Source organism: Burkholderia dolosa, assembly GCF_902499135.1.
Lineage (GTDB): Bacteria > Pseudomonadota > Gammaproteobacteria > Burkholderiales > Burkholderiaceae > Burkholderia > Burkholderia dolosa.
On sequence record NZ_CABVPR010000033.1, the window covers coordinates 24,086 to 47,887 of the forward strand.

Consider the following 23,802-nt stretch of genomic DNA (forward strand, 5'->3'; position numbering starts at 1 on the left):
AGGCGGGCCGGCAGGCGCGGCGTGCGAGCGGCGCCATCTCAGCTCATCCAGTTGCCGCCGTCGACGTTCAGCGTCTGGGCGGTGATGTAGTCGGCATCGGCCGACGCGAGAAACAGCGCGGCGCCCGTGAGGTCGGCCGGCGCACCCATGCGGCCGAGCGGCACGGCTTCGCCGACGAGACGCTTCTTCTCGCCGAGCGGCCGGTTCTCGTAGCGCGCGAACAGCGCGTCGACCTGCTCCCACATCGGCGTGTCGACGACGCCCGGCGCGATGCCGTTCACGTTGATCCGATGCGGCGCGAGCGCGAGCGCCGCCGACTGCGTGTAGCTGATCACCGCTGCCTTCGTCGCGCAGTAGTGCGATACGAGCGCCTCGCCGCGACGGCCGGCCTGCGACGACATGTTGATGATCTTGCCGCCGCGCGCCTGCTCGACCATCCGCTGCGCGACGGCCTGCATCAGGAAGAACATCCCCTTCACGTTGACCGCGAACAGCCGGTCGAACACGTCCCACGATTCGTCGAGAAGCGGGCGCATGTCGAACAGCGCCGCGTTGTTGAACAGGATGTCGACGCCGCCGAAGCGCTCGACGGCGGCCGCGACGATCCGCGCGATGTCGTCGCGGCGCGTGACGTCCGCGGTCACGGCCACCGCGCGGCCCGGATTCGCTTCGATGAGCCGCGCGAGCGAGCCGCCGGCCGGCTTCACGTCGACGAGCACGCAGTGCGCGCCCTCGTCCAGATAACGCTGCGCGACCGCCTCGCCGATGCCGCTCGCGGCGCCCGTCAGAATCGCGACCTTCTGTCCCAGTCTCACTGGCTGTCTCCGGTTCGTTTTGCTTTGCGACCGCAGCGAAGTGAGCGAACGCCCGCTGTGCGATCAATTGCTCTGTTGGTGATCGAATGATCGGATACGCGATTCGCGCTGTCAAGGCGACCGGACGGCTTTCGATGATGCGCTGCGGCAGACGCGCACGCGACACGCACGCGCAACGCGCGCCCGCCAACGCGCAGCGTGCGCGGTGCAGCGCAGCCGAAGCGGCGACCGGAACGGCGGGACGGCGGCCGAAGGCAAGCGCGCGACGCATTCGCGCTGCACGGCGCCGCGATACGTTATATCATCGCCGTACTTTGTCTCATGCCTGCTCGATGTCATGGCTACCTCATCGTCCATCGCCGCCCGGCTGTCCCGGGCCGACGCATTCGCCGCCGACCACGGACTCGCGTGGACGCCGCTGCGCCGCCAGGTCTACGAACGCGTGCTGGCCGCGCAGCGCCCGATCGGCGCATACGACCTGCTCGCCGAGCTCGAACCGCAGCGCGGCCGCGTGCCGCCCACCACCGTCTATCGCGCGCTCGATTTCCTCGTCGAGCACGGCTTCATCCACCGGATCGAATCGAAGAACGCGTTCTTCGCGTGCTGCGAGATCGGCGTGCCGCACGAAGGCCAGTTCCTGATCTGCGATTCGTGCGGCGAGACCGTCGAGATCCCGGGCGGCGATCTCGCGAAGCAGCTGTCTTCCAGCGAGCCGGCGCACGGTTTCGAAGTCCATCATCAGGTCGTCGAATTGAGCGGCCTGTGCGGCCATTGCAAGACCAAGCCCGCACAGCGCTGACGCAGAACCGCGCGGCGCGAACGCCGCCCTTTCCACGAGGAGTTTCATGTCCATTGCCCTGAAGCGCGCGCCGCGTCGCGCCCTGTCGCCGGCCGGCTGGCGTTCCGCCGTCGCCGCCGCTTTCGCCGCGTTGTCCGTCGCGATGCCCGCGTTCGCGGGCGCGGCGACCGTCAACGTCGTCGCCGCCGAGAATTTCTACGGCGACGTCGCGTCGCAGATCGGCGGGCGCCACGTGTCGGTCACCAGCATTCTCAGCAACCCGGATCAGGATCCGCACCTGTTCGAAGCGAGCCCGAAGACCGCACGCGCGCTGCAGCAGGCGCAGGTGGTGATCTACAACGGCGCCGACTACGATCCGTGGATGGGCAAGCTGCTGAGCGCGTCGAAGCAGCCGAAGCGCGCGACGATCGTCGTCGCCGATCTGGTCGGCAAGAAGGCCGGCGACAACCCGCATCTGTGGTACGACCCGGCGACGATGCCGGCCGCCGCCCGCGCGATCGCGGCCGAGCTCGGCCGCGCCGATCCGACGAACAAGGCCGACTACGACGCGAACCTGCAGAAGTTCGTCGCGTCGCTGAAGCCCATCGACGACAAGGTCGCCGCGCTGCGTACGCAGTACAAGGGCGTGCCGGTGACGGCGACCGAGCCCGTGTTCGGCTACATGTCCGACGCGATCGGCCTCGACATGCGCAACCAGCGCTTCCAGCTCGCGACGATGAACGACACCGAAGCGAGCGCGCAGGACGTCGCCGCGTTCGAGAAGGACCTGCGCAACAAGCAGGTGCGCGCGCTGATCTACAACAGCCAGGCCGAAGCGCCGATGACGCGCCGTCTGCTGAAGATCGCGCGCGACGCCGGCGTACCGACCGTCAGCGTCACCGAGACGCAGCCGGCCGGCAAGACGTTCCAGCAATGGATGGCCGGCCAGCTCGACGCACTCGCGAAAGCGCTTTCCGCCGGCAAGCAATGACCGCGACTCCGCACGCACTTCGACTCGATCGCGTCACGCTCGAACTGGGCGGCCGCACGATTCTGCGCGACGTCAGCTTGTCGATCGAACCCGGCGAATTCGTCGGCGTGCTCGGGCCGAACGGTGCCGGCAAGACGACGCTGATGCGCGCGGTGCTCGGCCTCGTGCCGGTCGCGAGCGGTGCGCTGTCGGTCGGCGGTGCACCGGTCGCGCGCGGCAATGCGGCGATCGGCTACATGCCGCAAATCCGCAGCGGCCTCGCGAACCGCCGGATGCGCGGCTACGACTTCGTCGCGATGGCCGCGGACGGACATCGGTGGGGGCTGCCGCGCACGAACGCGGCGACGCGGCGCGACGTCGATCGCGTGCTCGCGCTCGTCGGCGGCACGTCGCTCGCACGGCGGCCGCTGTCGGAACTGTCGGGCGGCGAGCGGCAGCGGCTGCTGCTCGCGCAATGCCTGCTCGGCAGCCCGAAGCTGCTGCTGCTCGACGAGCCGCTGATCAGTCTCGACCCGAATCACCAGCGCGGCGTGGTCGAACTCGTGCGCCGCGTGCAGCGCGAGCTCGGCATCACCGTGCTGTTCTCCGCGCACGAGCTGAACCCGCTGCTCAACGCGCTCGACCGCGTGCTGTATCTCGGCAACGGCGTCGCGGCGCTCGGCACCGTCGACGAGGTCATCACGAAGCCGGTGCTGACGCGCCTGTATGGCTCGCCGATCGACGTGATGCGCGTGAACGGCAAGATCTTCGTGATGTCGGGCGACGTCGAAATCGAAAAGCACGATCACGAGCACGAGGACGACGACGGGCATGCGCACGGCGGCGGACACGGCCATCACCACGGGCACGGACATGCCCACCGCGGGCATTCGCACGATGTTTGAATACGACTTCATGATCAACGCATTCGCGGCGTCGGGGATCGTCGCGGTGCTCGCCGGCATCGTCGGCTATTTCCTCGTGCTGCGCGGACAGACGTTCGCCGGCCACGCGCTGTCGCACGTCGGCTTCACCGGCGCGACCGGCGCGGTGCTGCTCGGCATCTCGCCGATCTGGGGGATGGTCGGCTTCACGCTCGCGGCCGGGATCGGCATGGGCGCGCTCGGCGAGCGGCTCGCGGGCCGCGACGTCGCGATCGGCGTGATCCTGTCCGGCGCGCTCGGCTTCGGGCTGCTGTTCCTGCATTTCTACACGTCGTTCGCGACGCAGGTGACCGCGCTGCTGTTCGGCAACGTGCTCGCGGTCAGCCGCGACACGCTCGCGGTGCTCGCCGGCATCGGCGCGGTGAGCCTCGTCGCGCTCGCGCTGATCGCACGGCCGCTGCTGTTCGCGTCGCTGCAGCCGGAGCTCGCCGAAGCGAAAGGCGTGTCGCTGCGCACGGTGTCGGTTCTGTTTCTCGCGGTGTGCGCGCTGGCCGTTGCCGCGGCCACGCAGATCGTCGGCGTGCTGCTCGTGTTCACGTTGCTGGTCGGGCCGGCGGCGGCCGCGCAGAACGTATCGACGCGTCTGTCGACCGGCGTGCTGTTCGCCGCGCTGTTCGCGCTGTTCGAAGCGTGGGCCGGCATCGCGCTCGCGTATCACACCGACTGGCCGACAAGTTTCTGGATCACCGCGCTGTCGGCGCTCGTGTATGGGGTGAGCCTGCTGCGCCGGACGGCGTGATGCGCGACGCTGCCCGCCGACGTCACGGGCCGGCTGTCCATACACATACCGCCGTCGCCGCGACAAGCAGAAAACTGCACCACTGCCGGCGACCGACGCCGGGCCTCGCGAGCAACACGAGTCGCGCTACAGCGATGGTCGTGAGAGGCGCGTATGCGGCAAGCGTCCTGTCGCTTTGCTTCGTCCGATTGCACCGATCGCAACAGATGGATCGATTTCCTGCATCCACGCGTACTTGTTCCAGTACGGCAACACAGGCGCGTGCGGATTGAGCGCGCAGCACAAAACCGAACGCCGGACCGCGCACCGCACGATGCGCGGCCGGCGCTGCGCAAGCGCTAGCGCGTCAATACCCGCGCATGATGCGCGATGTGATCGGCGATGAACGTCGAGATGAAGTAATACCCGTGGTCGTAGCCCGGATGGCGGCGCAGCGTCAGCGGCTGGCCAGCCTTCGCGCATGCGGCTTCGAACACGTCGGGGTGCAGCTGGTTCGCGAGGAACGTGTCGGCAAGGCCCTGATCGACGAGGATGCCGTCCGCGAACTTCGGCGCATCCGCGCGCGCGACGAGCTCGCTCGCGTCGTGCTGCTTCCACGCTTCACGGTCGGCGCCCAGATAGCCGGAGAACGCCTTCTCGCCCCACGGGCAGCGCGTCGGCGCGGCGATCGGCGCGAACGCCGACACCGACCGGTACAGGTCCGGATGACGCAGCGCGAGCGTGAGCGCGCCGTGCCCGCCCATCGAGTGACCGAAGATGCCGAGCCGCGCACCGTCGATCGGCAGATCGGCCGTCACGATCTCGCGCAGCTCGCCCGTCACGTACGACTCCATCCGGTAATGGGTCGACCACGGCGCCTGCGTCGCATCGACGTAGAAGCCCGCGCCGACGCCGAAATCCCACGCATCGGTCTCGCCCGGCACGCCGGCGCCGCGCGGGCTCGTGTCGGGCGCGACGAGCGCGATGCCGTGCTGCGCCGCGTACCGCTGCGCGCCGGCCTTGATCGCGAACGTCTCTTCGGTGCACGTGAGCCCCGCCAGATAGAACAGCGCCGGCACGCGGCCGTGCGCAGCCTGCGGCGGCAGGTACACGGAAAACTTCATCGGCAGGCCGATCGCCGCCGAATCGTGACGATAGAAACGCTGCTCGCCGCCGTGGCACGCGTGCGAAGAAACGAGTTCGAGCATCGCGATGCCCTCGATCAGTACAGCACGACCGAACGAATCGACTCGCCCTGCTTCATCAGGTCGAAGCCGTCGTTGATCTTCTCGAGCGGCAGCGTGTGCGTGATCAGGTCGTCGATGTTCAGCTTGCCTTCCATGTACCAGTCGACGATCTTCGGCACGTCGGTGCGCCCGCGCGCGCCGCCGAATGCCGAGCCCTTCCACTGACGGCCCGTCACGAGCTGGAACGGACGCGTGCTGATCTCTTCGCCGGCCGCGGCCACGCCGATGATGAACGACTGGCCCCAGCCCTTGTGCGTGCACTCGAGCGCTTCGCGCATCAGCTTCACGTTGCCGACGCATTCGAACGAGTAGTCGGCGCCGCCGTCGGTCAGCTGCACGATGCGGTCGACGACGTTCTCGACTTCGTTCGGGTTGATGAAGTGCGTCATCCCGAACTTCTTCGCGAGTTCGACGCGCTTCGGGTTGATGTCGACGCCGATGATCTTGTCCGCACCGACCATCTTCGCGCCCTGGATCACGTTCAGGCCGATGCCGCCGAGGCCGAACACGACGACGTTCGCGCCGGCCTCGACCTTCGCCGAGTAGACGACCGCGCCGACGCCGGTCGTCACGCCGCAGCCGATGTAGCAGATCTTGTCGAACGGCGCGTCCTCGCGCACCTTCGCGACCGCGATTTCCGGCACCACGATGTAGTTCGAGAACGTCGACGTGCCCATGTAGTGGAAGATCGGCTTGCCGTCGAGCGAGAAGCGCGACGTCGCGTCGGGCATCAGGCCCTTGCCCTGCGTCGCGCGGATCTTCTGGCACAGGTTCGTCTTGCGCGACAGGCAGAACTTGCATTCGCGGCATTCGGGCGTATAGAGCGGAATCACGTGATCGCCCTTGCGCACCGTGCCGACGCCGGGGCCGACGTCGACGACGACGCCCGCGCCTTCGTGGCCGAGGATTGCCGGAAAGATCCCTTCCGGGTCGGCGCCCGACAGCGTGTAGTAGTCGGTGTGGCAGATGCCGGTCGCCTTCACTTCGATCAGCACTTCACCCGCGCGCGGGCCTTCGAGCTCGACTTCCTCGATCGTCAGCGGCGCACCGGCCTTCCATGCAATCGCGGCTTTCGTCTTCATCGTGTCACTCCTGTCTATCTGGAAGTTTGTCGGCCGAAGTTAGCGCTTTAGCGCTTACTCCGGCCCCATGCAAAGCTGTCGACCAGAGTTAGCGCTTCAGCGCTTACTCTGGTCCCATGCAAAGCGGTCGGCCGGAGTTGGCGCTTCAGTGCTTACTCCGGTCCCATGCCAAGCTGTCGACTAGAGTTAGCGCTTCAGCGCTTACTCCAGCCCATGCAAGCGGTCGACCGGAGTTAGCGCTTCGACGCTGCTCCAGCCCCATGCAAAGCTATCGATCCGAGTCGGCGCTCCGCTCTTTACTCGCGCTCATGCAAAGCGCCGATCGAAGCAAGCGCTCCGCTCCAGCACCCGCTCGATCCCATGCAAAGCCGCCGACCCGAGCACAGTTCATCGGCCGCCCGCGCGTCTGCAACGCAGCCGAAACCCTGCCGCGCGACGCCGCACGCAGCATCGCCAAAGATGTCGTGCTCGCCATGATCGCCGATCGCGCCGCGCGCCGCGTGCGCGAATCAGTCGCCGGCTTGCCACGATGCGTCATCGCCGACGCAAAACGACAAGTGCCCGAGTTTAAACGCCCGTCGTGAACCATGCATCCGTACGCGCATACAGATCGACGAAGCGCGCATGGCGTGCGGCCAGCGCGCGATCGTCGCGCGGTGCGGCCACCGGTGTCGCGGCCGGCGCGAGCGTGCGCAGCGCCGGCTCGTGCCAGTGACCGATCGCGACGCCGGCCAGCAGCGCTGCGCCGCGCGTCGCAGCGTTCGGGCAGTCGACCGCGTCGAGCGACGCGCCGAGCGCGTCGGCGAGCAACTGCCGCCAGCGCGGATCGACCGAGCCGCCGCCGGCGAGCCGCAGCGTCGTCACCGGGTTGCCGCGATCGGCGTCGCGAATTGCGTCGAGCCCCGCGCGCAGCGCAAACGCGACGCCTTCGAACGCCGCGCGCATCATCGCGCCGCGCGTGTCGCCGAGTCCGAGGCCGAGCCAGCCGCCGCGCGCATCGGGATTCATCCACGGCGAACGCTCGCCGGTCAGATACGGCAGAAAGCACAGGCGCTCCGACGCGGGCTGCGCGAACGCGTCGTCGTAGGCATCGGCCCAGCGCGGATAGCCGAGCCAGCCGCGCACGGCTTCGAGCGCGAGGCCGACGTTCTGCATCGCCGCCATCGTGTAATAGCCGCCGCCGGCTGCCGCGCGATAGCGATGCAGCTCCCGCGCCGCAGGCGGCAGCGCGTCGGCGAGCACGACGATCTGGCCGCCGCTGCCGGTGGTCAGCAGCGCGTCGCCGGCCGCGACGAGCCCGCTGCCGAGCGCGGCGCACGCGGTGTCGGCCGCGCCGGTCGTGAGCGGCACGCCGGCGGGCAGCCCGAGCGCCGCGGCCGCATTCGCGGCGAGCACACCGCAGCGCGCGCTCGACGCGCGCACCGGCGCGAATCGGTCGGCCGGCAGACCGAGTGCGTCGATCAGCGCGATGTCCCAGTCGCCGTCCGGGGTCGCGAGCGCGGTCGCGCATGCGTCGCTCGGATCGGCCGCGACGTCGCCGCCGAGCGCGATGCGCAGCCAGTCCTTCGGCTGCACGACCCAGCGCGCGGCACGCAACGTGTGCGGTTCGTGCGCGGCCAGCCAGCGCAGCAGCGGGCCCGCCATACCGGGCGCGATCGGGTTCGCCGCGGCGGAGCGCCCCGCGTCGGGCCAACTGGCCGGATCCGTCTCGCGCACCGCGCGCGTATCGGGCCACAGCAGCGCCGGCCGCACTGGTCGCCCGTCGCCGTCGAGCGGCACGACGCCATGCATCTGGCCGGAGAAGCCGATCGCGGCGACCTGCGCGCGTTCGTCGGCCGGCAGGCGCTCGGCCGCGCGCACGAGCGCGTGCCACCACGTGTCGGGCGCGATTTCGGCCCAGCCCGGCTGCGGCGACGACAGCGCATAAGGTTCGCTCGCGACCGCACGCTCGACGCCGTCGGCATCGAGCGTGACGAGTTTGACGGAGCCGGTGCCGAGGTCGATTCCGAGCAGGCGCATGACGGGAAAAAGGATTCGAATGAACGGATGTCGATGATAGCGGGATCGCGATACGCATTCGATCGACGCGCGACGCCGCTCGCGATTCAGGCGACCGTCGCGTCGCGCAGATCGACCGCCGAAACGCCGGTTCGCGCAGGTCGCACGTTGCGCGGGAAAAACCTTCGTTCGCGGGTTAACCCGACACGGTTTTTCGCGATGCGATTTCGCCACTATGCGGCGATCACGATACACACCATAAGGCAGTCGATATTTGGCACGGGCGCCCGCGCTATTTTGGCTGGCTATAAAACCGGGGAACCTCACGCCTGCGGCAGTTTCCCGATGATCGACCTCTCGCTCCATGCCGAAATGGCATATCGAACCAGCAAAGAACGGAATAGGACGCAGTGCTCTTGTTGCGCCTGTGCATTCCGCATAACTTCGTACCATCCCGAAAACAAGATCATGGAGTGAGACAGATGCAATCGAACACGGTCCATCCGTGCGATGAGGTGCTGCCTACCGGCAAGCTGGTCACGCTTGGCCTGCAGCACGTCCTCGTCATGTACGCCGGCGCCGTCGCCGTGCCGCTCATCGTCGGCGGCGCGCTGAAGCTGCCGAAAGACCAGATCGCGTTCCTGATCAGCGCCGATCTGTTTTCGTGCGGGATCGCGACGCTGATCCAGACGCTCGGCCTGTGGATCTTCGGAATCCGCCTGCCGGTGATCATGGGCTGCACGTTCGCGGCGGTCGGCCCGATGATCGCGATCGGCACGAACCCCGGCCTTGGCATTCTCGACGTGTTCGGCTCGACGATCGCGGCCGGCATCATCGGCATCGTGCTCGCGCCGATGATCGGCAAGCTGTTGCGGTTCTTCCCGCCTGTCGTCGTCGGCACCGTGATCTCGGTGATCGGGCTGTCGCTGATGGAAGTCGGGATCAACTGGGCAGCCGGCGGCGTCGGCAATCCCGAATACGGCAGCCCCGTCTATCTCGGCCTGTCGCTGCTGGTGCTCGCGCTGATCCTGTTGATCAACAAGTACGGTCGCGGCTTCATCGCGAACATCTCGGTGCTGCTCGGCATCGTCGCAGGTTTCGCGATCGCGTTCGCGCTCGGCCGCGTGAACACGGACGGCGTGTCGGTCGCGCCGTGGGTCGGCTTCGTGATGCCGTTCCACTTCGGCTGGCCGCACTTCGACCCGCTGTCGATCGCGACGATGGTCACGGTGATGTTCGTCACGTTCATCGAATCGACCGGCATGTTCCTCGCGGTCGGCGACATGGTCGATCGTCCGGTCGATCAGGATCGCCTCGTGCGCGGGCTGCGCGTCGACGGTCTCGGCACGCTGATCGGCGGCATCTTCAACTCGTTCCCGCATACGTCGTTCTCGCAGAACGTCGGGCTGATCGGCGTGACCGGCGTGAAAAGCCGCTTCGTGTGCGCGACCGGCGGCGTGATCCTCGTGCTGCTCGGCCTGTTTCCGAAGATGGCGCAGGTCGTCGCGTCGGTGCCGCCGTTCGTGCTCGGCGGCGCCGGCATCGTGATGTTCGGGATGGTCGCCGCGAACGGGATCAAGGTGCTGTCGAAGGTCGACTTCGTGAACCAGCACCACAACCTGTTCATCGTCGCGGTCAGCATCGGGATGGGCCTCGTGCCGGTCGTGTCGCCGCACTTCTTCTCGAAGCTGCCGCCCGCGCTCGCGCCGATCCTGCACAGCGGCATCCTGCTCGCGTCGGCGAGCGCCGTGATCCTGAACATCGTGTTCAACGGCGTGAAGGGCGAAAAGGACGCGCGCTGCGAAATCCGCCGCGCCAGCCACGACTTCGACGGACGCCCGGTCGACGTGCACCACTGATCCGCTCGGCACGCGCGGTACGGCGGCACGGCCGCTCGAGCAAAAACGCCACGGGATCCCGTGGCGTTTTTGCTTTGCGACGGCCGCATTCGCGAACGCACTCGCGGACGCGCCTGCCGGCGGCCGCATCCGCGAACGGATGGCGGCGCGCGATCCGCGAATGCCAGCCCGTCACTTCAGGACAGCACGATCCGTCGGCATAAAAAACAACGCCACGGATTTCCATCCGTGGCGTTGTCGCATCGCGATGCGGTGCCGGCTCGACGACCGGTGCGCATCCCGCACCGGCCGCTCGCCGCGCTTACCCGTTCGTCGCTGCCGACGAGGCCGGCGCCGGTGCGGCCGCCTTGTCGTAGTCGGCCGTCTCGTCCGGCGCGCGCGGCGTCTCGCCGGCCCGCTGGATCCATCCGCCGCCGAGCGCACGATACAGATCGACGAGGTTCGTCCAGCGCGCAAGCCGTGCACTGATCAGCGACTGCTGCGCGGAGTACAGGTCGGTCTGCGCGGTCAGCACCGCCAGATAGCTGTCGACGCCGTTCTTGTAACGCAGATCCGACAGGTCGAAGCGACGCTGCTGCGCGTGCTCGTTGCGCTCGAGCGCGGCGATCTGCTGGTCGTACGTACCGCGCGCGGCCAGCCCGTCGGCCACTTCGCGGAACGCCGACTGAATCGCCTTCTCGTAGTTCGCGATCTCGATGCGCTTCTGCACGTTCGCGAGGTTCAGGTTCGCGATGTTCTGCCCGCCTTCGAAGATCGGCATCGTGATCTGCGGCGCGAACGACCACGCGGCGGTGCCGGCCTTGAACAGCCCGCCGAGCGTCGGGCTCGCGGTGCCGAACGCGCCCGTCAGCGAGATGCGCGGGAAGAACGCCGCACGCGCCGCGCCGATGTTCGCGTTCGCGGCGAGCAGCGTCTGCTCGGCCTGCATCACGTCCGGACGGCGCGTGAGCAGATCCGACGGCAAGCCTGCCGGGACGTCGGCGAGCAGGTTCTGCGCATCGAGCGGCATCCCCGGCGGCAGATCGTCCGGCAGCGGCTCGCCGATCAGCAGCACCAGCGCGTTCAGCGCCTGCGCGCGTGCGCGCGCCTGCGCCTGCTGGTTCGCGAGCGCCTGCTCGACGACCGTCTGCGCCTGACGCAGCTCGAGCTCGGAGCCCGTGCCGTTGTCGAACTGCAGCTTCGTCAGGTCGTACGACGCCTGCGCGGTCTTCAGCGTGTCCTCGGTGACCTTCAGCAGATCGTCGGTCGACAGCAGCGTCAGATACTGGTCGGCCACCTGCGACACGAGCGAAATCTCGGCGGCCTGCCGCGCATACGCGGTCGACAGATACTGCGCGAGCGCCTGGTCCTTCAGGCTCTGCACGCGGCCGAACAGATCGAGCTCCCACGACGCGGACAACCCGACGTTGTACGTCGTCGTGATGTTGCGCCCCGGTATCGCGGTCAGCGAATTCGGCAGCCGCTGACGGCTGCCGCTGCCCGTCGCATCGAGCGTCGGGAACAGCCCCGCGCGCGTGATCTGATACTGCGCGCGCGCCGCCTCGATGTTCAGCACCGATACGCGCAGGTCGCGGTTGTTCTTCAGCGCGATCTCGATCAGCCGCTGCAGGCGCGGATCGACGAAGAACTCGCGCCAGCCGATGGCGGTCGCCGCCTGGCCGTTCGCGCTGCGCGCGCCGGCGGCACCCGGCTGCGTCGCATAGACGCCGCCGGCCGGGTACGCCTGCGCGACGGGCGCGTCGGGCCGCGTGTAACGCGGCGCCAGCGTGCAGCCCGCGGCCAGGAGCGCGACCGCGATTGCAGTCAAAGCGTGTTTTTGCATCATCACTGTCCCTTGTTGCCTTCGTCGCCGTTGCCCGGCTTCTCTTCGTGGTGCGAGTGCGCCTGAGCCAGACGCAGCGCCTCGTCGACGTCTTCCTTCTCGCCGCTGAAGATCGCACGGATCTTCACGAAGAACATCGGGATCATGAAGATCGCGAGGAACGTCGCCGTGATCATCCCGCCGATCACGCCCGTGCCGATCGCGTGCTGGCTCGCGGAACCCGCGCCGTTGCTGATCGCGAGCGGCAGCACGCCGAGAATGAACGCGAGCGACGTCATCAGGATCGGACGCAGCCGCAGGCGCGCCGCTTCCAGCGCAGCCTCGATCGGCCCCATCTTCTCCGACTCCTGCAGCTCGCGCGCGAACTCGACGATCAGAATCGCGTTCTTCGCGGACAGACCGACGGTGGTCAGCAGGCCGACCTGGAAGAACACGTCGTTCTCGAGGCCGCGCAGCGTCGCGGCCAGCAGCGCGCCGATCACGCCGAGCGGCACGACCATGATCACCGAGAACGGGATCGACCAGCTTTCATACAGGGCCGCCAGACACAGGAACACGACGAGAATCGAGATCGCATACAGGATCGGCGCCTGCGAGCCGGACTGGATTTCCTGGAACGACAGGCCCGTCCACGAGTAGCCGATGCCGGTCGGCAGCTTCGTCGCGAGCGCTTCCATCGCGGCCATCGCCTGGCCGGTCGACTTGCCCGGTGCGGCCTGCCCCTGGATTTCCATCGCGGAGATCCCGTTGTAGCGCTCGAGCTTCGGCGAACCGTACGTCCAGTGACCGGTCGCGAACGCGCCGAACGGCACCATCCCGCCCGATCCGTTGCGCACGTACCAGATGTTCAGGTCTTCCGGCGTCATCCGGAACGGCGCGTCCGACTGCACGTACACCTTCTTGATCCGGCCGTCGGTGTCGAGGAAGTTGTTCACGTACTTCGACGCCCACGCGATCGAGAACGTCTGGTCGATCGCATCCGCGGTCACGCCGAGCGCGTTCGCCTTCTCGCGATCGATGTCGACCTTGTACTGCGGCGTGTCGTTCAGGCCGTTCGGGCGCACGCCCTGCAGCGTCGGATCCTTCGCGGCCATCCCGAGCAGCTGGTTGCGCGCGGCCATCAGCGCGTCGTGGCCGAGACCGGCGTTGTCCGTCAGCTCGAAGTCGAAGCCGGCGGCCGTGCCCAGTTCAGGAATCGACGGCGGATTGAACGGAATGACCATCGCGTCCTTGTAGCCGGCGTAGCGGCCGAACATCCGCCCGATCAGCGCCTGCACCTTCTGGTCCGCATGCTGACGCTGCGCGTAGTCCTTCAGGCGCACGAACACGAGACCGGAGTTCTGGCCGCGACCCGCGAAGCTGAAGCCGTTCACCGTGAACGCCGACTCGACGATGTCCTTCTCGTCCTTCAGCAGATAGTCGGTGATGTTCGCGAGCGTCCGCGCGGTGGTTTCCTGCGTCGAGCCGGAAGGCGTCTGCACGATCACGAACATCAGGCCCTGGTCTTCATCGGGCAGGAACGACTTCGGCAGGCGCACGAACAGCAGGCCGACCGCGACGATCACGACCAGATAGATGATCAGCCAGCGGCCCGAGCGCTTGATCACGTGATGCACGCCGACGTGGTACTTGTCGCGGCTCGCGTTGAACGTGCGGTTGAACCAGCCGAAGAAGCCCTTCTTCTCTTCGTGATGCCCCTGCGGGATCGGCTTGAGGATCGTCGCGCACAGCGCGGGCGTCAGAATCAGCGCGACGAGCACCGACAGCACCATCGCGGACACGATCGTCAGCGAGAACTGCCGGTAGATCGCGCCGACCGACCCGCCGGAGAACGCGACCGGCACGAACACCGCGGACAGCACGAGCGCGACGCCGACGAGTGCGCCGGTGATCTGGCCCATCGCCTTGCGGGTCGCCTCCTTCGGTCCGAGCCCCTCTTCGGCCATCACGCGCTCGACGTTCTCGACCACGACGATCGCATCGTCGACGAGCAGACCGATCGCGAGCACGAGGCCGAACATCGACAGCGTGTTGATCGAGAAGCCGACCAGCGACATGATCGCGAACGTGCCGAGCAGCACGACCGGCACCGCGATCGTCGGGATGATCGTCGCCCGCAGGTTCTGCAGGAACAGATACATCACGAGGAACACGAGCACGATCCCTTCGAGCAGCGTCTTGACCACTTCCTCGATCGACAGCTTCACGAACGGCGTCGTGTCGTACGGATACTTGACGACGAGACCGTGCGGGAAGTACTTCGACAGCTCGTCGATCTTCGCGCGCACGGCCTTCGCGGTCGCGAGCGCGTTCGCGTTCGTCGCGAGCTGGATACCGAGCGCCGCGGACGGCTGCCCGTTGTACTTCGTGTCGAAGTTGTAGTTCTCGGCGCCGAGGCCGATCTGCGCAACGTCCTTCAGGCGCACCTGCGAGCCGTCCTGGTTCACCTTCAGCAGGATGTTGCCGAACTCGGCCGGCGTGCGCAGCAGCGTCGCCTCGGTGATCGTCGCCTGCAGCAGCGTGCCGGGTTTCGCCGGCGTGCCGCCGATCTGGCCGCCTGCGACCTGCACGTTCTGCGCGCTGATCGCCGACGTCACGTCGACCGGCGTGAGCCCGTAGTTCGTCAGCTTGACCGGATCGAGCCAAACGCGCATCGCGTACTGCGAGCCGAACAGCGTGACGGTGCCGACGCCGTTCAGACGGCTGATCGGATCCTGCACGTGCGACGCGACGTAGTTCGCGAGGTCGTAGCGGTTCATGCTGCCGTCCTCGGAGTTGAACGCGAGCACGAGCAGGAAGCTGCTGCTCGACTTCGTCACCTTCAGGCCGAGCTGCTGGACCACCTGCGGCAGGATCGGCGTCGCGAGCGACAGCTTGTTCTGCACCTGCACCTGCGCGATGTCGGGGTTCGTGCCCGGCGCGAAGGTCAGCGTGATCGTCGCGGTGCCCGAGTCGTCACTGGTCGACGACATGTACAGGAAGTTGTCGAGACCGCTCATCTGCTGCTCGATCACCTGCGTCACCGTGTCTTCCACCGTCTTCGCGGAAGCACCCGGATAGTTCGCGCTGATCTGGATCGACGGCGGCGCGATCGTCGGGTACTGCGCGATCGGCAACGTGAAGATCGCCGCAACCCCGGCCAGCATCAGGATGATGGCGATCACCCACGCGAAGATCGGGCGATCGATAAAAAACTTTGCCATGAAACAGGCTCCCTGTTATTGCGCGCCCGAAGCGGCGGCAGACGATCCGGCGGCGGCGCCCGCCGGCGTGCCGGACGCGCCTGCGCCCGACGCGGCAGCGGCCGATCCCGGTGCGGCGGCGGCCGGCGCGGCCGCGCCGGATGCGGCGTTCGCCGCCGGCGGAAGCTGCGCGGGAACGGCCTTCACCGTCGCGCCCGGACGCACCTTGTCGACACCCTGCACGATCACGCGATCGCCGGGCTGCAGGCCGCCTTCGACGACCCAGTCCTGACCCTGGATGCGCGACGCGGTCAGGATGCGCGGCTCGACCTTGTTGCTCGCGTTCACGACCATCGCGACCGCCTGGCCCTTCTGGTCGTGCGTGACGCCGACTTGCGGCACCAGATACGCGCTGTCGTTCACGCCTTCCTCGATCCGCGCACGCACGAACATCCCCGGCAGCAGCACGCGGTTCGGGTTCGGGAACACCGCGCGGACCGTCACGGAGCCGGTCGTCTGGTCGACGGTCACGTCGGAGAACTGCAGCTTGCCCGGCTCCGAATACGTGCGGCCGTCCTCGAGGATCAGCGACACCTTCGCGGCACCCGGGCCGGTCGTCTTGAGGCGCCCGCTCTGCACGTCCTGGCGCAGCTTCAGCCCGTCGAGGCTGGACTGCACGAGGTCGACGTACATCGGATCGAGTTGCTGCACGGTCGACATCAGCGTCGCCTGGCTCGCCTGCACGTATGCGCCCGGCGTCACCTGCGAGATGCCGACACGGCCGCTGATCGGCGACACGACGTCTGTAAAGCCGAGATTGATCTGCGCGGTTTCGACCGATGCCTTGCCGGCCGCGACGTCGGCGACGGCCTGCCCTTGCGCGGCCACTGCGTTGTCGTAGTCCTGCTTGCTGACCGCGTTCGCGGCGACCAGCACCTTGTAGCGCGCGACCAGCGCGTTCTGCGTGACGAGGTTCGCCTGCGCCTTCGCGAGCGTCGCCTTCGCGCTGTTCAGTGCCGCGATGTACGGCGCCGGATCGATCTTGTAGAGGCGCTGCCCGGCTTTCACGTCGCTGCCTTCGGTGAATTCGCGGCGCAGCACGATGCCGTCGACCCGCGCACGGACCTGCGCGACGAGGAACGCGCTGGTGCGGCCCGGCAGTTCGGTGAAGACCGGTACGGCTTGCGGCTGGACGGTGACGACGCCGACTTCCGGCGTTTGCGGCGGCGGTGCCGATTCTTTTTTCCCGCACGCGGCCAGGAAAACGGCGGCCGTCGCGACAGTGAGTAAGCGGTATGGAACCCGTTCGACGCGCATGGAGCGACCTCTGTGTATAACCAATGGAATGAGTGTCGCGCCCGGACGGAGCGCAACACGGATGCGCCTCGCGGCGCAGATCGAACACCTGAATTACTGGACTGCTGGATACAGCTAGTCGGCACGAAACCTCCGTGCCGACGAGATGCCACGCACTGCGGACTGTTACTTTGGCGGGAATCAGCAGAGTGGGATATTAACTGATTGCCACTTGGGTCATTCGATCGTAGGGTGGTATTGTATATACATTCACGAATGTATGTAAAAAGCTCGTTCGCGCCGTGCCACGCGCCGAGTCTTACGAATTATTACCAACTGCAAGCATAGCCCCTTCGCGCAGCAACGGCGAGGGGTCACATCCCGTATTCATCCACGATCGACCGATTCAGGCCTGCACAATGGTCAGACGCACCAAGGAGGAGGCGCTCGAGACGCGCAACCGGATTCTCGACGCCGCCGAACACGTGTTCTTCGAGAAAGGCGTGTCGCACACGTCGCTAGCGGACATTGCCCAGCACGCCGGCGTGACGCGCGGCGCGATCTACTGGCATTTCGCGAACAAGAGCGAACTGTTCGATGCGATGTTCGACCGTGTGCTCCTGCCGATCGACGAACTGAAGCGGCTGCCGACCGACGCGCCGGGCGGCAATCCGCTCGAGAAGATCCGCAAGATCCTGGTCTGGTGCCTGCTCGGCGTGCAGCGCGACGCACAGTTGCGGCGCGTGTTCAGCATCCTGTTCATGAAGTGCGAATACGTGGCCGACATGGAGCCGCTGCTGCAGCGCAATCGCGCGGAGATGAGCGACGCGCTGCACATGATCGACGCGGACCTCGCGATGGCCGTGCGGCTCAAGCTGCTGCCCGAGCGGCTCGACACGTGGCGCGCGACGCTGATGCTGCACACGCTCGTCAGCGGCTTCGTGCGCGACATGCTGATGCTGCCCGACGAGATCGACGCCGAGCAGCATGCGGAAAAGCTCGTCGACGGCTGCTTCGACATGCTGCGCTGCAGCCCGGCGATGCTGAAGGACGGCGACTGACGACCGGGCGGCGCCGGGTGGGTCGACGTCGCGCCGCCCCGAACGAGGCGGCGGGCAGCGCGATGAGATGAGATGCGATGCATTGTCCGATCGCGCCGCGTATGCGCACAGTGGCCCGGCGGACGTTCTTCGCTAGAATCGGGCCACCGCCATTTCGGAGCCCGCCATGTCCGCCGTTGGGTCGCCCGCCCCGTTGCCGTCGCACGCATCGTCCGCGTCGTCGGCACCGTCCACATCTTCCGCATCTTCCGCATCTTCCGCATCGTCCGCGCCCACCATCGTCGCCGTGATCGCCTACGACGGCATCAGCCCGTTTCACCTGTCGGTGCCGTCCGTCGTGTTCGGCAAGGAGCGCGATGCGGCCGCGACGCCGGCGTTCGAGTTCCGCGTCTGTTCGTCGGAACGCGGCCCGCTCGCGACGACCGGCGGCTTCACGATTACCGCGGCCTGCGGACTCGACGGGCTCGCCGATGCCGACATCGTGATCGTGCCGTCATGGCGCGACCCCGACGAAACGCCGCCCGACGAACTGCTCGATGCGGTGCGCGCGGCCTCGGCACGCGGCGCGCAGCTCGTCGGCCTGTGCCTCGGCGCGTACGTGCTCGCCGCGGCCGGGCTGCTCGACGGCCGTCCGGCGACGACTCACTGGGCGTGGGCCGACGACTTCGCGCAGCGCTTTCCGCGCGTGAAGCTCGACCCCGACGTGCTGTACGTCGACGACGGCAACCTGACGACGTCGGCCGGCACGGCCGCCGGGCTCGACTGCTGCCTGCACGTCGTGCGGCGGCGTTTCGGCTCGGACGCCGCGAACCGCATCGCGCGGCGTCTCGTGATCCCGCCGCATCGTCAGGGCGGGCAGGCGCAGTACGTGCCGCAGCCCGTCGCCGCGCATCCGCGCGACGCGCGGCTCGCCGAGCTGCTCGACTGGGTACGCGCGCATCTCGACGCCGCGCACAGCGTCGACTCGCTCGCCGAGCGTGCGCTGATGAGCCGGCGCACGTTCACGCGCCACTTCCGGCAGGCGACCGGCACCACCGTCACCGCGTGGCTGCAGGCCGAACGGCTCGCGCGTGCGCAGCATCTGCTGGAAACCACCGGTCAGTCGATCGATGCCGTCGCGCAGGCGGCCGGCTACGGGTCGAGCGTGTCGCTGCGCCAGCATTTCGCGGGCGCGCTCGGCACGTCGCCGTCGGCATATCGAAGGCAATTTCGCGGCGCGGCGCCCGACGTGCGGCCATAGCGGCCGCCGCTGCGGCGACGACCGCCGAACCGCGGAAACCGGCGATAGACGGCCGCTCAGCCGACGCCGATCCACCGCGTCGCGTAAAGCAGCAGCGCGACGAAGACGATCATCGCCGCCCATGCCCAGACCGGCAGCGCGCCGGACCCGCGATGATGAAGCGCGCCGGCCGCGCGCCCGGCGAACGCGCTGCCGAGGTGCGGCGGCAGCGACCGTTTCGTCGCCGCCATCAGCGATGCGGGCCGCAGGAACACGTGCTGGCGGCGCGGTGCGGCCGAGCGCGCGCGATTCGGCGCGAGGCCGTGCTTCGCCTGCACGACCGCGCAGAATTCGCGGAAGAAGTCGTCGGCCCATTCGCGCAGCGCGTTCTCGATCTGCCGCGCGGGCAGCTCGGCGAGCGGACCGCTCGCGGTCGCCCAGATCACGTACTCGATGCGCGTGGCATCCGCGTCGTCGTCCGGCGTCAGCAGCAGCTCGACCTGGCCGCGCAGCGCGCCGAGGCCGTCGGCGCGCGCCTTGAAGTTCAGTACGCGGCGCGGCTGCCCTTGCGCGTCGCCGTCTTCGCCGACCGAATGTGCGCGCACGTCGTAGCGGGCGCGCAGCGGACCGAGCGGCACCGTGATCGTCAGCGCGAACTCGCCGCGCGCGAGCTTCGCGAACGATTCGCAATGGTCGAAGCTGGCGCGCAGCAATGCGATGTCTTCGAGCGCGTCACGCACGACAGCGGGCGCGAGCGGGACGCGTAACGTGTCGTTCAGTTCCATGATGCCTCCCCGATGAACACGCGCCGCATCACGACGTCTCGACGAGACCGTCGACCCGTGCGGCATCGAACGCGACGTAGTGCGCAAGCGCCGCGGCCGCGTCCTTCGGTTCCTCGTAACTCCATGCGGCGTTCTCGATCACGCCGTCTTCCGTCTGCAAGTCGAAATGCACGGCCCGCCCTCGAAGCGGACAAGTCGTCGTGACGCCCGACTTCACGAGCCGATGCATGTTGACGTCGCCGCGCGGCAGATAATGGACGTCGGGCAGCCCCGCCTCGCGTACCGTCAGCGCGCGGCCGCGCGAATCGGCGTACGTGATCCCGCGATGAATCACGCGCACGCGGTGGCGGTTCGGCACGATTTCGAGACGGGGGACGGCAGGATCGGACATCGTTCCTCCTTCGGGGCGGCTGCGTGCGCGCGGGCCGGGCAGGAAACGAAAAAGCCACGGCGCGCGCCGTGGCTTTCATTATGGGCGAAACTTCGTCCGATTGCGCGACCGCCGCCGGCGGTTGCAGACCACTCGCTACTGCGCGTTCCACTGGAATGCGGCCTTCGTGCCGCCCTTCGCGCCGACCGTGACGGCACGCGTTTCGTCGCTGCCCTGGTACGACGCGTGCACCGTGTAGCGCCCCGGCGGCAGCTTCACCAGCATGTACGGCCCGCGCGCGTCCGTCTTCAGCACTTCGGCGCCGTTGCGGTCGACGATCCGCACATGGACGTCGGCCAGGTATTCACCGCCCTTGCCGGTGAAGCGCAGCGCGAGCGGCCACGCCGACTCGTTGCGCTCGAACGCGGTCGACTGGTCCTTGCCGATGCCGCCCGACACGAAGCTGACGTCGCCTTGCTGCGTGGCATCGGGCAAGCCGTCGGACGACTGCGCATACGCCGCGCTTGCGCCGGCGGCAAGACCTGCGGCCAGCGCGGCCGCGATGGCAAAACGGGACACGTTGCGTAGATGTTGCATGGCTCTCTCCTTTGGGTCGGAACACATACGGGACGCAGCGCCATGGGGTCGGACGGCGCGGCGCCCGCCGCGGCCGGCGGCACCGCCGTACGGGCCGCGCCGCGGCGACCGCCGGTCAGCTCAGGTCGACCGGCACGAAGATCTGGGCATTATCGCGCTGAATCAGCAGAGCAAGACTGTTGCCCGCCGCCTTCACCGCTTCGCGCAGCTGCTCGGCGCTCGTGACCGGCCGGCCGTTGACCGCGAGGATCACGTCGCCGGGCTGGATGCCCGCGCTCGCGGCCGGACCGGCCGCCTGCTGGACGATCAGCCCGTGCGACACGTTGTCCGCGCTGCGCTCCTGCGGCGTCAGCGGGCGCACGGCGACACCGAGGCGACCCTGCTCGACCGGCCCGCCGTCGTTCGACGCGAGCTTCGCGTCGGTCATCGCGCCGAGCGTCACGGTGATCGATTTCTTCGCCTTGTCGCGCCACACGACGAGGTCGGCCTTCGAGCCCGGCTTCAGGTTCGCGATCTGCGCGGGCAGCGACGTCGAATCCGCGACCGGCGAGCCGTTGACCGACAGGATCACGTCGCCCGGCTGCAGCCCGGCCTTTGCGGCCGGACCGTTCGGATCGACGGAGCTGATCAGCGCGCCGTCCGGCTTCTGCAGCCCGAACGAGCTCGCGAGCGTCTGGTTCAGCCCCTGCACCGCGACGCCGAGGCGGCCGCGGCTCACGTGGCCGGTCTTCACGAGCTCGTCCTTCACCTTCATCGCCTCGTTGATCGGAATCGCGAACGACAGCCCCTGGAAGCCGCCCGTCTGCGAGTAGATCATCGAGTTGATGCCGATTACCTCGCCCTGCAGGTTGAACAGCGGGCCGCCCGAGTTGCCGGGGTTCACCGGCACGTCGGTCTGGATGAACGGCGTGTAGTTCTCGTCCGGCAGCGCGCGCGACTTCGCGCTGATGATGCCCGACGTGACCGTGTTGTCGAAGCCGTACGGCGAGCCGATCGCGACGACCCACTGGCCGACCTTGCTCTGCGCCGGATCGCCGATCTTCACGGTCGGCAGCCCGGTCGCGTCGATCTTCAGCACCGCGACGTCGGACTGCTTGTCGGAGCCGACGACCTTCGCCTTGTACTCGCGCTTGTCGGTCAGCTTGACCGTGACGACGTTCGCGCCGTCGATCACGTGCGCATTGGTGAGGATGTATCCGTCGGAGCTGATGATGAAACCCGACCCGAGGCTCGCGCTCGGCTGGTCGTCCGGCTGCGCGTCGCCGCCCATGCCCGGCACCTGGCCGTAGAAATGCTTGAAGAACTGGTAGAACGGATCGCTCGGATCGATCGGCAGCTGCGGCTGCGGCACGCGCCGCGCCACCTGCTTCACGACGTGCTTCGCACTGATGTTTACGACCGCCGGGCCGTAAGTCTCGACCAGCCCGGAAAAATCGGGGATGCCGGTCTTCGCGGCCGCCTCGGCCGGCATCAGCGCGGCGGCCTGCGCGGGCGTGATGATCTGCGGATCGGCGCGATGCGTGCCTGCGACGTAGCCGGCGGACAGGGCGGCCGCGACGGCGATCGCCACGGCGCTGCGAGCAAGGAATCGGGTGTTCATCGTAGGACCTCCTCTTTGTTAGGACGCAGCGTAACGACCCTGACTTAAAGGAGGCTTAATCAGCCTTAAGCGACGCTTAAGCGGGCCCGCGCGGCCCGCGGCGCGCGGCTCACGCGAATTCGGAGGACTGTGCTTCGTCGGCCGGCAGCTGCGCGTCGCGGAACACGACGCTCACGAGCAGCCCGCCCGCGGCCGCGTCGCCGAGCGACACCGTCGCGCCCTGCTGCGCCGCCACGCGCTTGACGATCGCGAGGCCGAGCCCGCTGCCCGACACGTCGGTGCGCGCGCGGGCGGAGCTGTCGCGGTAGAAGCGGTCGAACACGCGCTCGCGCTCGTCGGCCGGAATGCCGGGCCCGCTGTCGCCGATCTGCACGCACGCGCGGCCGGCCGCGTCGCGCGTCAGCGATACGTCGATGCGCCCGCCGTCCGGCGTGTACTTCACCGCGTTGTCGAGCAGGTTGCCGAACATCACGCGCAGCGCGCCGACGTCGGCGACGACGGTCGCCGCACGCGCCTCCTCGAAACCCAGATCGATCCCGCGACGCTGCGCGAGCGGCGCATAAGCCGCCACGCATTCGGCGAGCAGCGCGTGCAGGTCGACCGGCTCGCGCACCGTCGCGCCGTCGGGTTCGGCGCGGGCCAGCGCGAGCAGCTGCTCCGCGAGACGTGTCGCGCGCGTGACGCCCTGCTGCAGATCGTCGAGCGCCTCGCGGCGCGACGCGTCGTCCTTCGCGCGCGCGACGAGCTGCGCCTGGATCTGCACCGCGGCGAGCGGCGTGCGCAGTTCGTGCGCGGCATCGGCGACGAACGCCTTCTGCGTGTCGAGCGCCGACGACAGCCGCGCGAGCAGCCCGTTCAGCGCGCGCACGAGCGGCTGCACTTCGAGCGGCAGCCGCGCATCGGGCAGCGGATCGAGCGCTTCCGGGCGCCGCGCCTCGACCGCGTGCGTGACGCGGGCGAGCGGCGCGAGCCCGCGCCCGACGATCATCCATACGGCCGCGCCGAGAAACGGCAGCAGCACGATCAGCGGCCACAGCGTGCGCAGCGCGACGTTCGCCGCGAGCCGGTTGCGCACCGACAGCGGCTGCGCGAGCTGCACGACGTTGTCGCCGACGATCGCGCCGTACACGCGCCATTCGCCGCGATCGGTGCGCTCGGTCGAGAAGCCGAGTTCCGCGCGCGGCGCGATCGGCGCGCGCGGATGCGAGAAGTACATCAGCACGCCGTTGCGGTTCCAGATCTGGATCACGATCCCTTCGTCGCCGTTGGTGCGCGAGCCGAACACCTGCGAGAACGGCTCGGACGGCAGCGCCGCCGCGATTTCCTGCAGCTGGTAGTCGAACAGCTCGTTCGCTTCGGCGAGCGCCTGCCGGTAGATCAGCCAGCCCGCCATGCCCACGCCCGCGACGACGATCGCGAGCAGCCAGACCAGCAATTGATGACGAATCGACCTCACGCG

General features: G+C 68.2%; 21 protein-coding genes. 8 read left to right on the plus strand and 13 right to left on the minus strand.

What is annotated here, in order from left to right; genetic code table 11:
- Positions 1-38 precede the first annotated feature (38 nt).
- Positions 39-815: an L-iditol 2-dehydrogenase gene (locus tag BUB20358_RS16205; RefSeq protein WP_006763535.1), complete on the minus strand. Its 777-nt coding sequence runs from the start codon at positions 813-815 to the stop codon at positions 39-41.
- 337 nt (positions 816-1,152) lie between these two features.
- On the opposite strand from BUB20358_RS16205, the gene BUB20358_RS16210 reads away from it, so the two are divergent.
- From BUB20358_RS16210 to BUB20358_RS16225, 4 genes are read left to right on the plus strand one after another with little or no spacing between them, the layout of a single operon-like run.
- Entirely contained in the window at positions 1,153-1,614 is a 462-nt protein-coding gene (locus BUB20358_RS16210) for a Fur family transcriptional regulator (protein WP_035971816.1), read from the plus strand.
- A gap of 46 nt (positions 1,615-1,660) precedes the next feature.
- Complete coding sequence (locus BUB20358_RS16215) at positions 1,661-2,584, plus strand: metal ABC transporter solute-binding protein (protein WP_006763533.1); 924 nt, start codon at positions 1,661-1,663, stop codon at positions 2,582-2,584.
- Complete coding sequence (locus tag BUB20358_RS16220) at positions 2,581-3,468, plus strand: ABC transporter ATP-binding protein (RefSeq protein WP_035971814.1); 888 nt, start codon at positions 2,581-2,583, stop codon at positions 3,466-3,468. Before BUB20358_RS16215 ends, BUB20358_RS16220 begins: the two co-directional genes overlap by 4 nt.
- The gene (locus tag BUB20358_RS16225; protein ID WP_035973283.1) at positions 3,461-4,246 is read left to right on the plus strand and encodes a metal ABC transporter permease; all 786 of its coding nucleotides are present in this window, start codon (positions 3,461-3,463) and stop codon (positions 4,244-4,246) included. Before BUB20358_RS16220 ends, BUB20358_RS16225 begins: the two co-directional genes overlap by 8 nt.
- A 338-nt stretch (positions 4,247-4,584) precedes the next feature.
- Here the strand turns inward: BUB20358_RS16225 and fghA are convergent, their stop codons facing one another.
- Together fghA and BUB20358_RS16235 are read right to left on the minus strand one after the other, a co-directional pair.
- Positions 4,585-5,433, minus strand: a complete 849-nt coding sequence (gene fghA, locus BUB20358_RS16230; protein ID WP_006763530.1) for an S-formylglutathione hydrolase — start codon at positions 5,431-5,433, stop codon at positions 4,585-4,587.
- Positions 5,434-5,447: 14 nt separating this feature from the next.
- Positions 5,448-6,554 carry an S-(hydroxymethyl)glutathione dehydrogenase/class III alcohol dehydrogenase gene (locus BUB20358_RS16235; RefSeq protein WP_006763529.1) on the minus strand — a complete coding sequence of 369 codons (1,107 nt, stop codon included), beginning with the start codon at positions 6,552-6,554 and terminating at the stop codon, positions 5,448-5,450.
- Positions 6,555-6,814: 260 nt separating this feature from the next.
- Here BUB20358_RS16235 and BUB20358_RS16240 point away from each other — a divergent pair, with 260 nt between their 5' ends.
- Entirely contained in the window at positions 6,815-7,138 is a 324-nt protein-coding gene (locus BUB20358_RS16240; RefSeq protein ID WP_123806814.1) for a hypothetical protein, read from the plus strand.
- Here BUB20358_RS16240 and BUB20358_RS16245 read toward each other — a convergent pair.
- The gene (locus tag BUB20358_RS16245) at positions 7,122-8,573 is read right to left on the minus strand and encodes a xylulokinase (protein WP_035971811.1); all 1,452 of its coding nucleotides are present in this window, start codon (positions 8,571-8,573) and stop codon (positions 7,122-7,124) included. The two genes, BUB20358_RS16240 and BUB20358_RS16245, sit on opposite strands and share 17 nt — an antisense overlap.
- Before the next feature lie 461 nt (positions 8,574-9,034).
- Between BUB20358_RS16245 and BUB20358_RS16250 the strand changes: the two genes are divergently transcribed.
- A complete protein-coding gene (locus BUB20358_RS16250) occupies positions 9,035-10,411 on the plus strand; it encodes a nucleobase:cation symporter-2 family protein (RefSeq protein ID WP_035971810.1) in 1,377 nt (458 codons plus the stop codon).
- Positions 10,412-10,712: 301 nt separating this feature from the next.
- Here the strand turns inward: BUB20358_RS16250 and BUB20358_RS16255 are convergent, their stop codons facing one another.
- The 3 genes from BUB20358_RS16255 to BUB20358_RS16265 are packed head-to-tail and all read right to left on the minus strand — an operon-like array spanning position 10,713 to position 16,732.
- On the minus strand, positions 10,713-12,236 hold the full coding sequence (locus BUB20358_RS16255; protein ID WP_035971808.1) for an efflux transporter outer membrane subunit: 1,524 nt from the start codon (positions 12,234-12,236) through the stop codon (positions 10,713-10,715).
- Positions 12,236-15,436: an efflux RND transporter permease BpeB gene (gene bpeB / locus BUB20358_RS16260; RefSeq protein ID WP_006763526.1), complete on the minus strand. Its 3,201-nt coding sequence runs from the start codon at positions 15,434-15,436 to the stop codon at positions 12,236-12,238. Before bpeB ends, BUB20358_RS16255 begins: the two co-directional genes overlap by 1 nt.
- 15 nt (positions 15,437-15,451) lie before the next feature.
- Positions 15,452-16,732: an efflux RND transporter periplasmic adaptor subunit gene (locus BUB20358_RS16265; protein ID WP_035971806.1), complete on the minus strand. Its 1,281-nt coding sequence runs from the start codon at positions 16,730-16,732 to the stop codon at positions 15,452-15,454.
- 398 nt (positions 16,733-17,130) lie between these two features.
- On the opposite strand from BUB20358_RS16265, the gene BUB20358_RS16270 reads away from it, so the two are divergent.
- Positions 17,131-17,772 (plus strand): TetR family transcriptional regulator, encoded by a 642-nt coding sequence (locus BUB20358_RS16270; RefSeq protein ID WP_035971804.1) that lies wholly within the window; start codon positions 17,131-17,133, stop codon positions 17,770-17,772.
- Between the two features lie 132 nt (positions 17,773-17,904).
- On the opposite strand, the gene BUB20358_RS16275 is transcribed toward BUB20358_RS16270, so the two are convergent.
- Positions 17,905-18,051: a hypothetical protein gene (locus tag BUB20358_RS16275; RefSeq protein WP_162487088.1), complete on the minus strand. Its 147-nt coding sequence runs from the start codon at positions 18,049-18,051 to the stop codon at positions 17,905-17,907.
- Between the two features lie 7 nt (positions 18,052-18,058).
- Between BUB20358_RS16275 and BUB20358_RS16280 the strand changes: the two genes are divergently transcribed.
- Positions 18,059-19,012, plus strand: coding sequence for a helix-turn-helix domain-containing protein (locus BUB20358_RS16280; RefSeq protein ID WP_375136221.1), 954 nt, complete (start codon positions 18,059-18,061; stop codon positions 19,010-19,012).
- Between the two features lie 56 nt (positions 19,013-19,068).
- Here the strand turns inward: BUB20358_RS16280 and BUB20358_RS16285 are convergent, their stop codons facing one another.
- The 5 genes from BUB20358_RS16285 to BUB20358_RS16305 form a co-directional block, all read right to left on the minus strand.
- Entirely contained in the window at positions 19,069-19,776 is a 708-nt protein-coding gene (locus BUB20358_RS16285) for an SRPBCC family protein (RefSeq protein ID WP_035971801.1), read from the minus strand.
- A 28-nt stretch (positions 19,777-19,804) separates the two neighbouring features.
- Positions 19,805-20,167, minus strand: a complete 363-nt coding sequence (locus BUB20358_RS16290; protein WP_006763521.1) for a DUF427 domain-containing protein — start codon at positions 20,165-20,167, stop codon at positions 19,805-19,807.
- Positions 20,168-20,302: 135 nt separating this feature from the next.
- Positions 20,303-20,743: a carboxypeptidase-like regulatory domain-containing protein gene (locus BUB20358_RS16295; protein WP_035971799.1), complete on the minus strand. Its 441-nt coding sequence runs from the start codon at positions 20,741-20,743 to the stop codon at positions 20,303-20,305.
- Between the two features lie 115 nt (positions 20,744-20,858).
- Positions 20,859-22,343: a DegQ family serine endoprotease gene (locus BUB20358_RS16300; protein WP_006763519.1), complete on the minus strand. Its 1,485-nt coding sequence runs from the start codon at positions 22,341-22,343 to the stop codon at positions 20,859-20,861.
- 109 nt (positions 22,344-22,452) lie between these two features.
- Complete coding sequence (locus BUB20358_RS16305; RefSeq protein ID WP_006763518.1) at positions 22,453-23,799, minus strand: ATP-binding protein; 1,347 nt, start codon at positions 23,797-23,799, stop codon at positions 22,453-22,455.
- Positions 23,800-23,802: the final 3 nt, after the last annotated feature.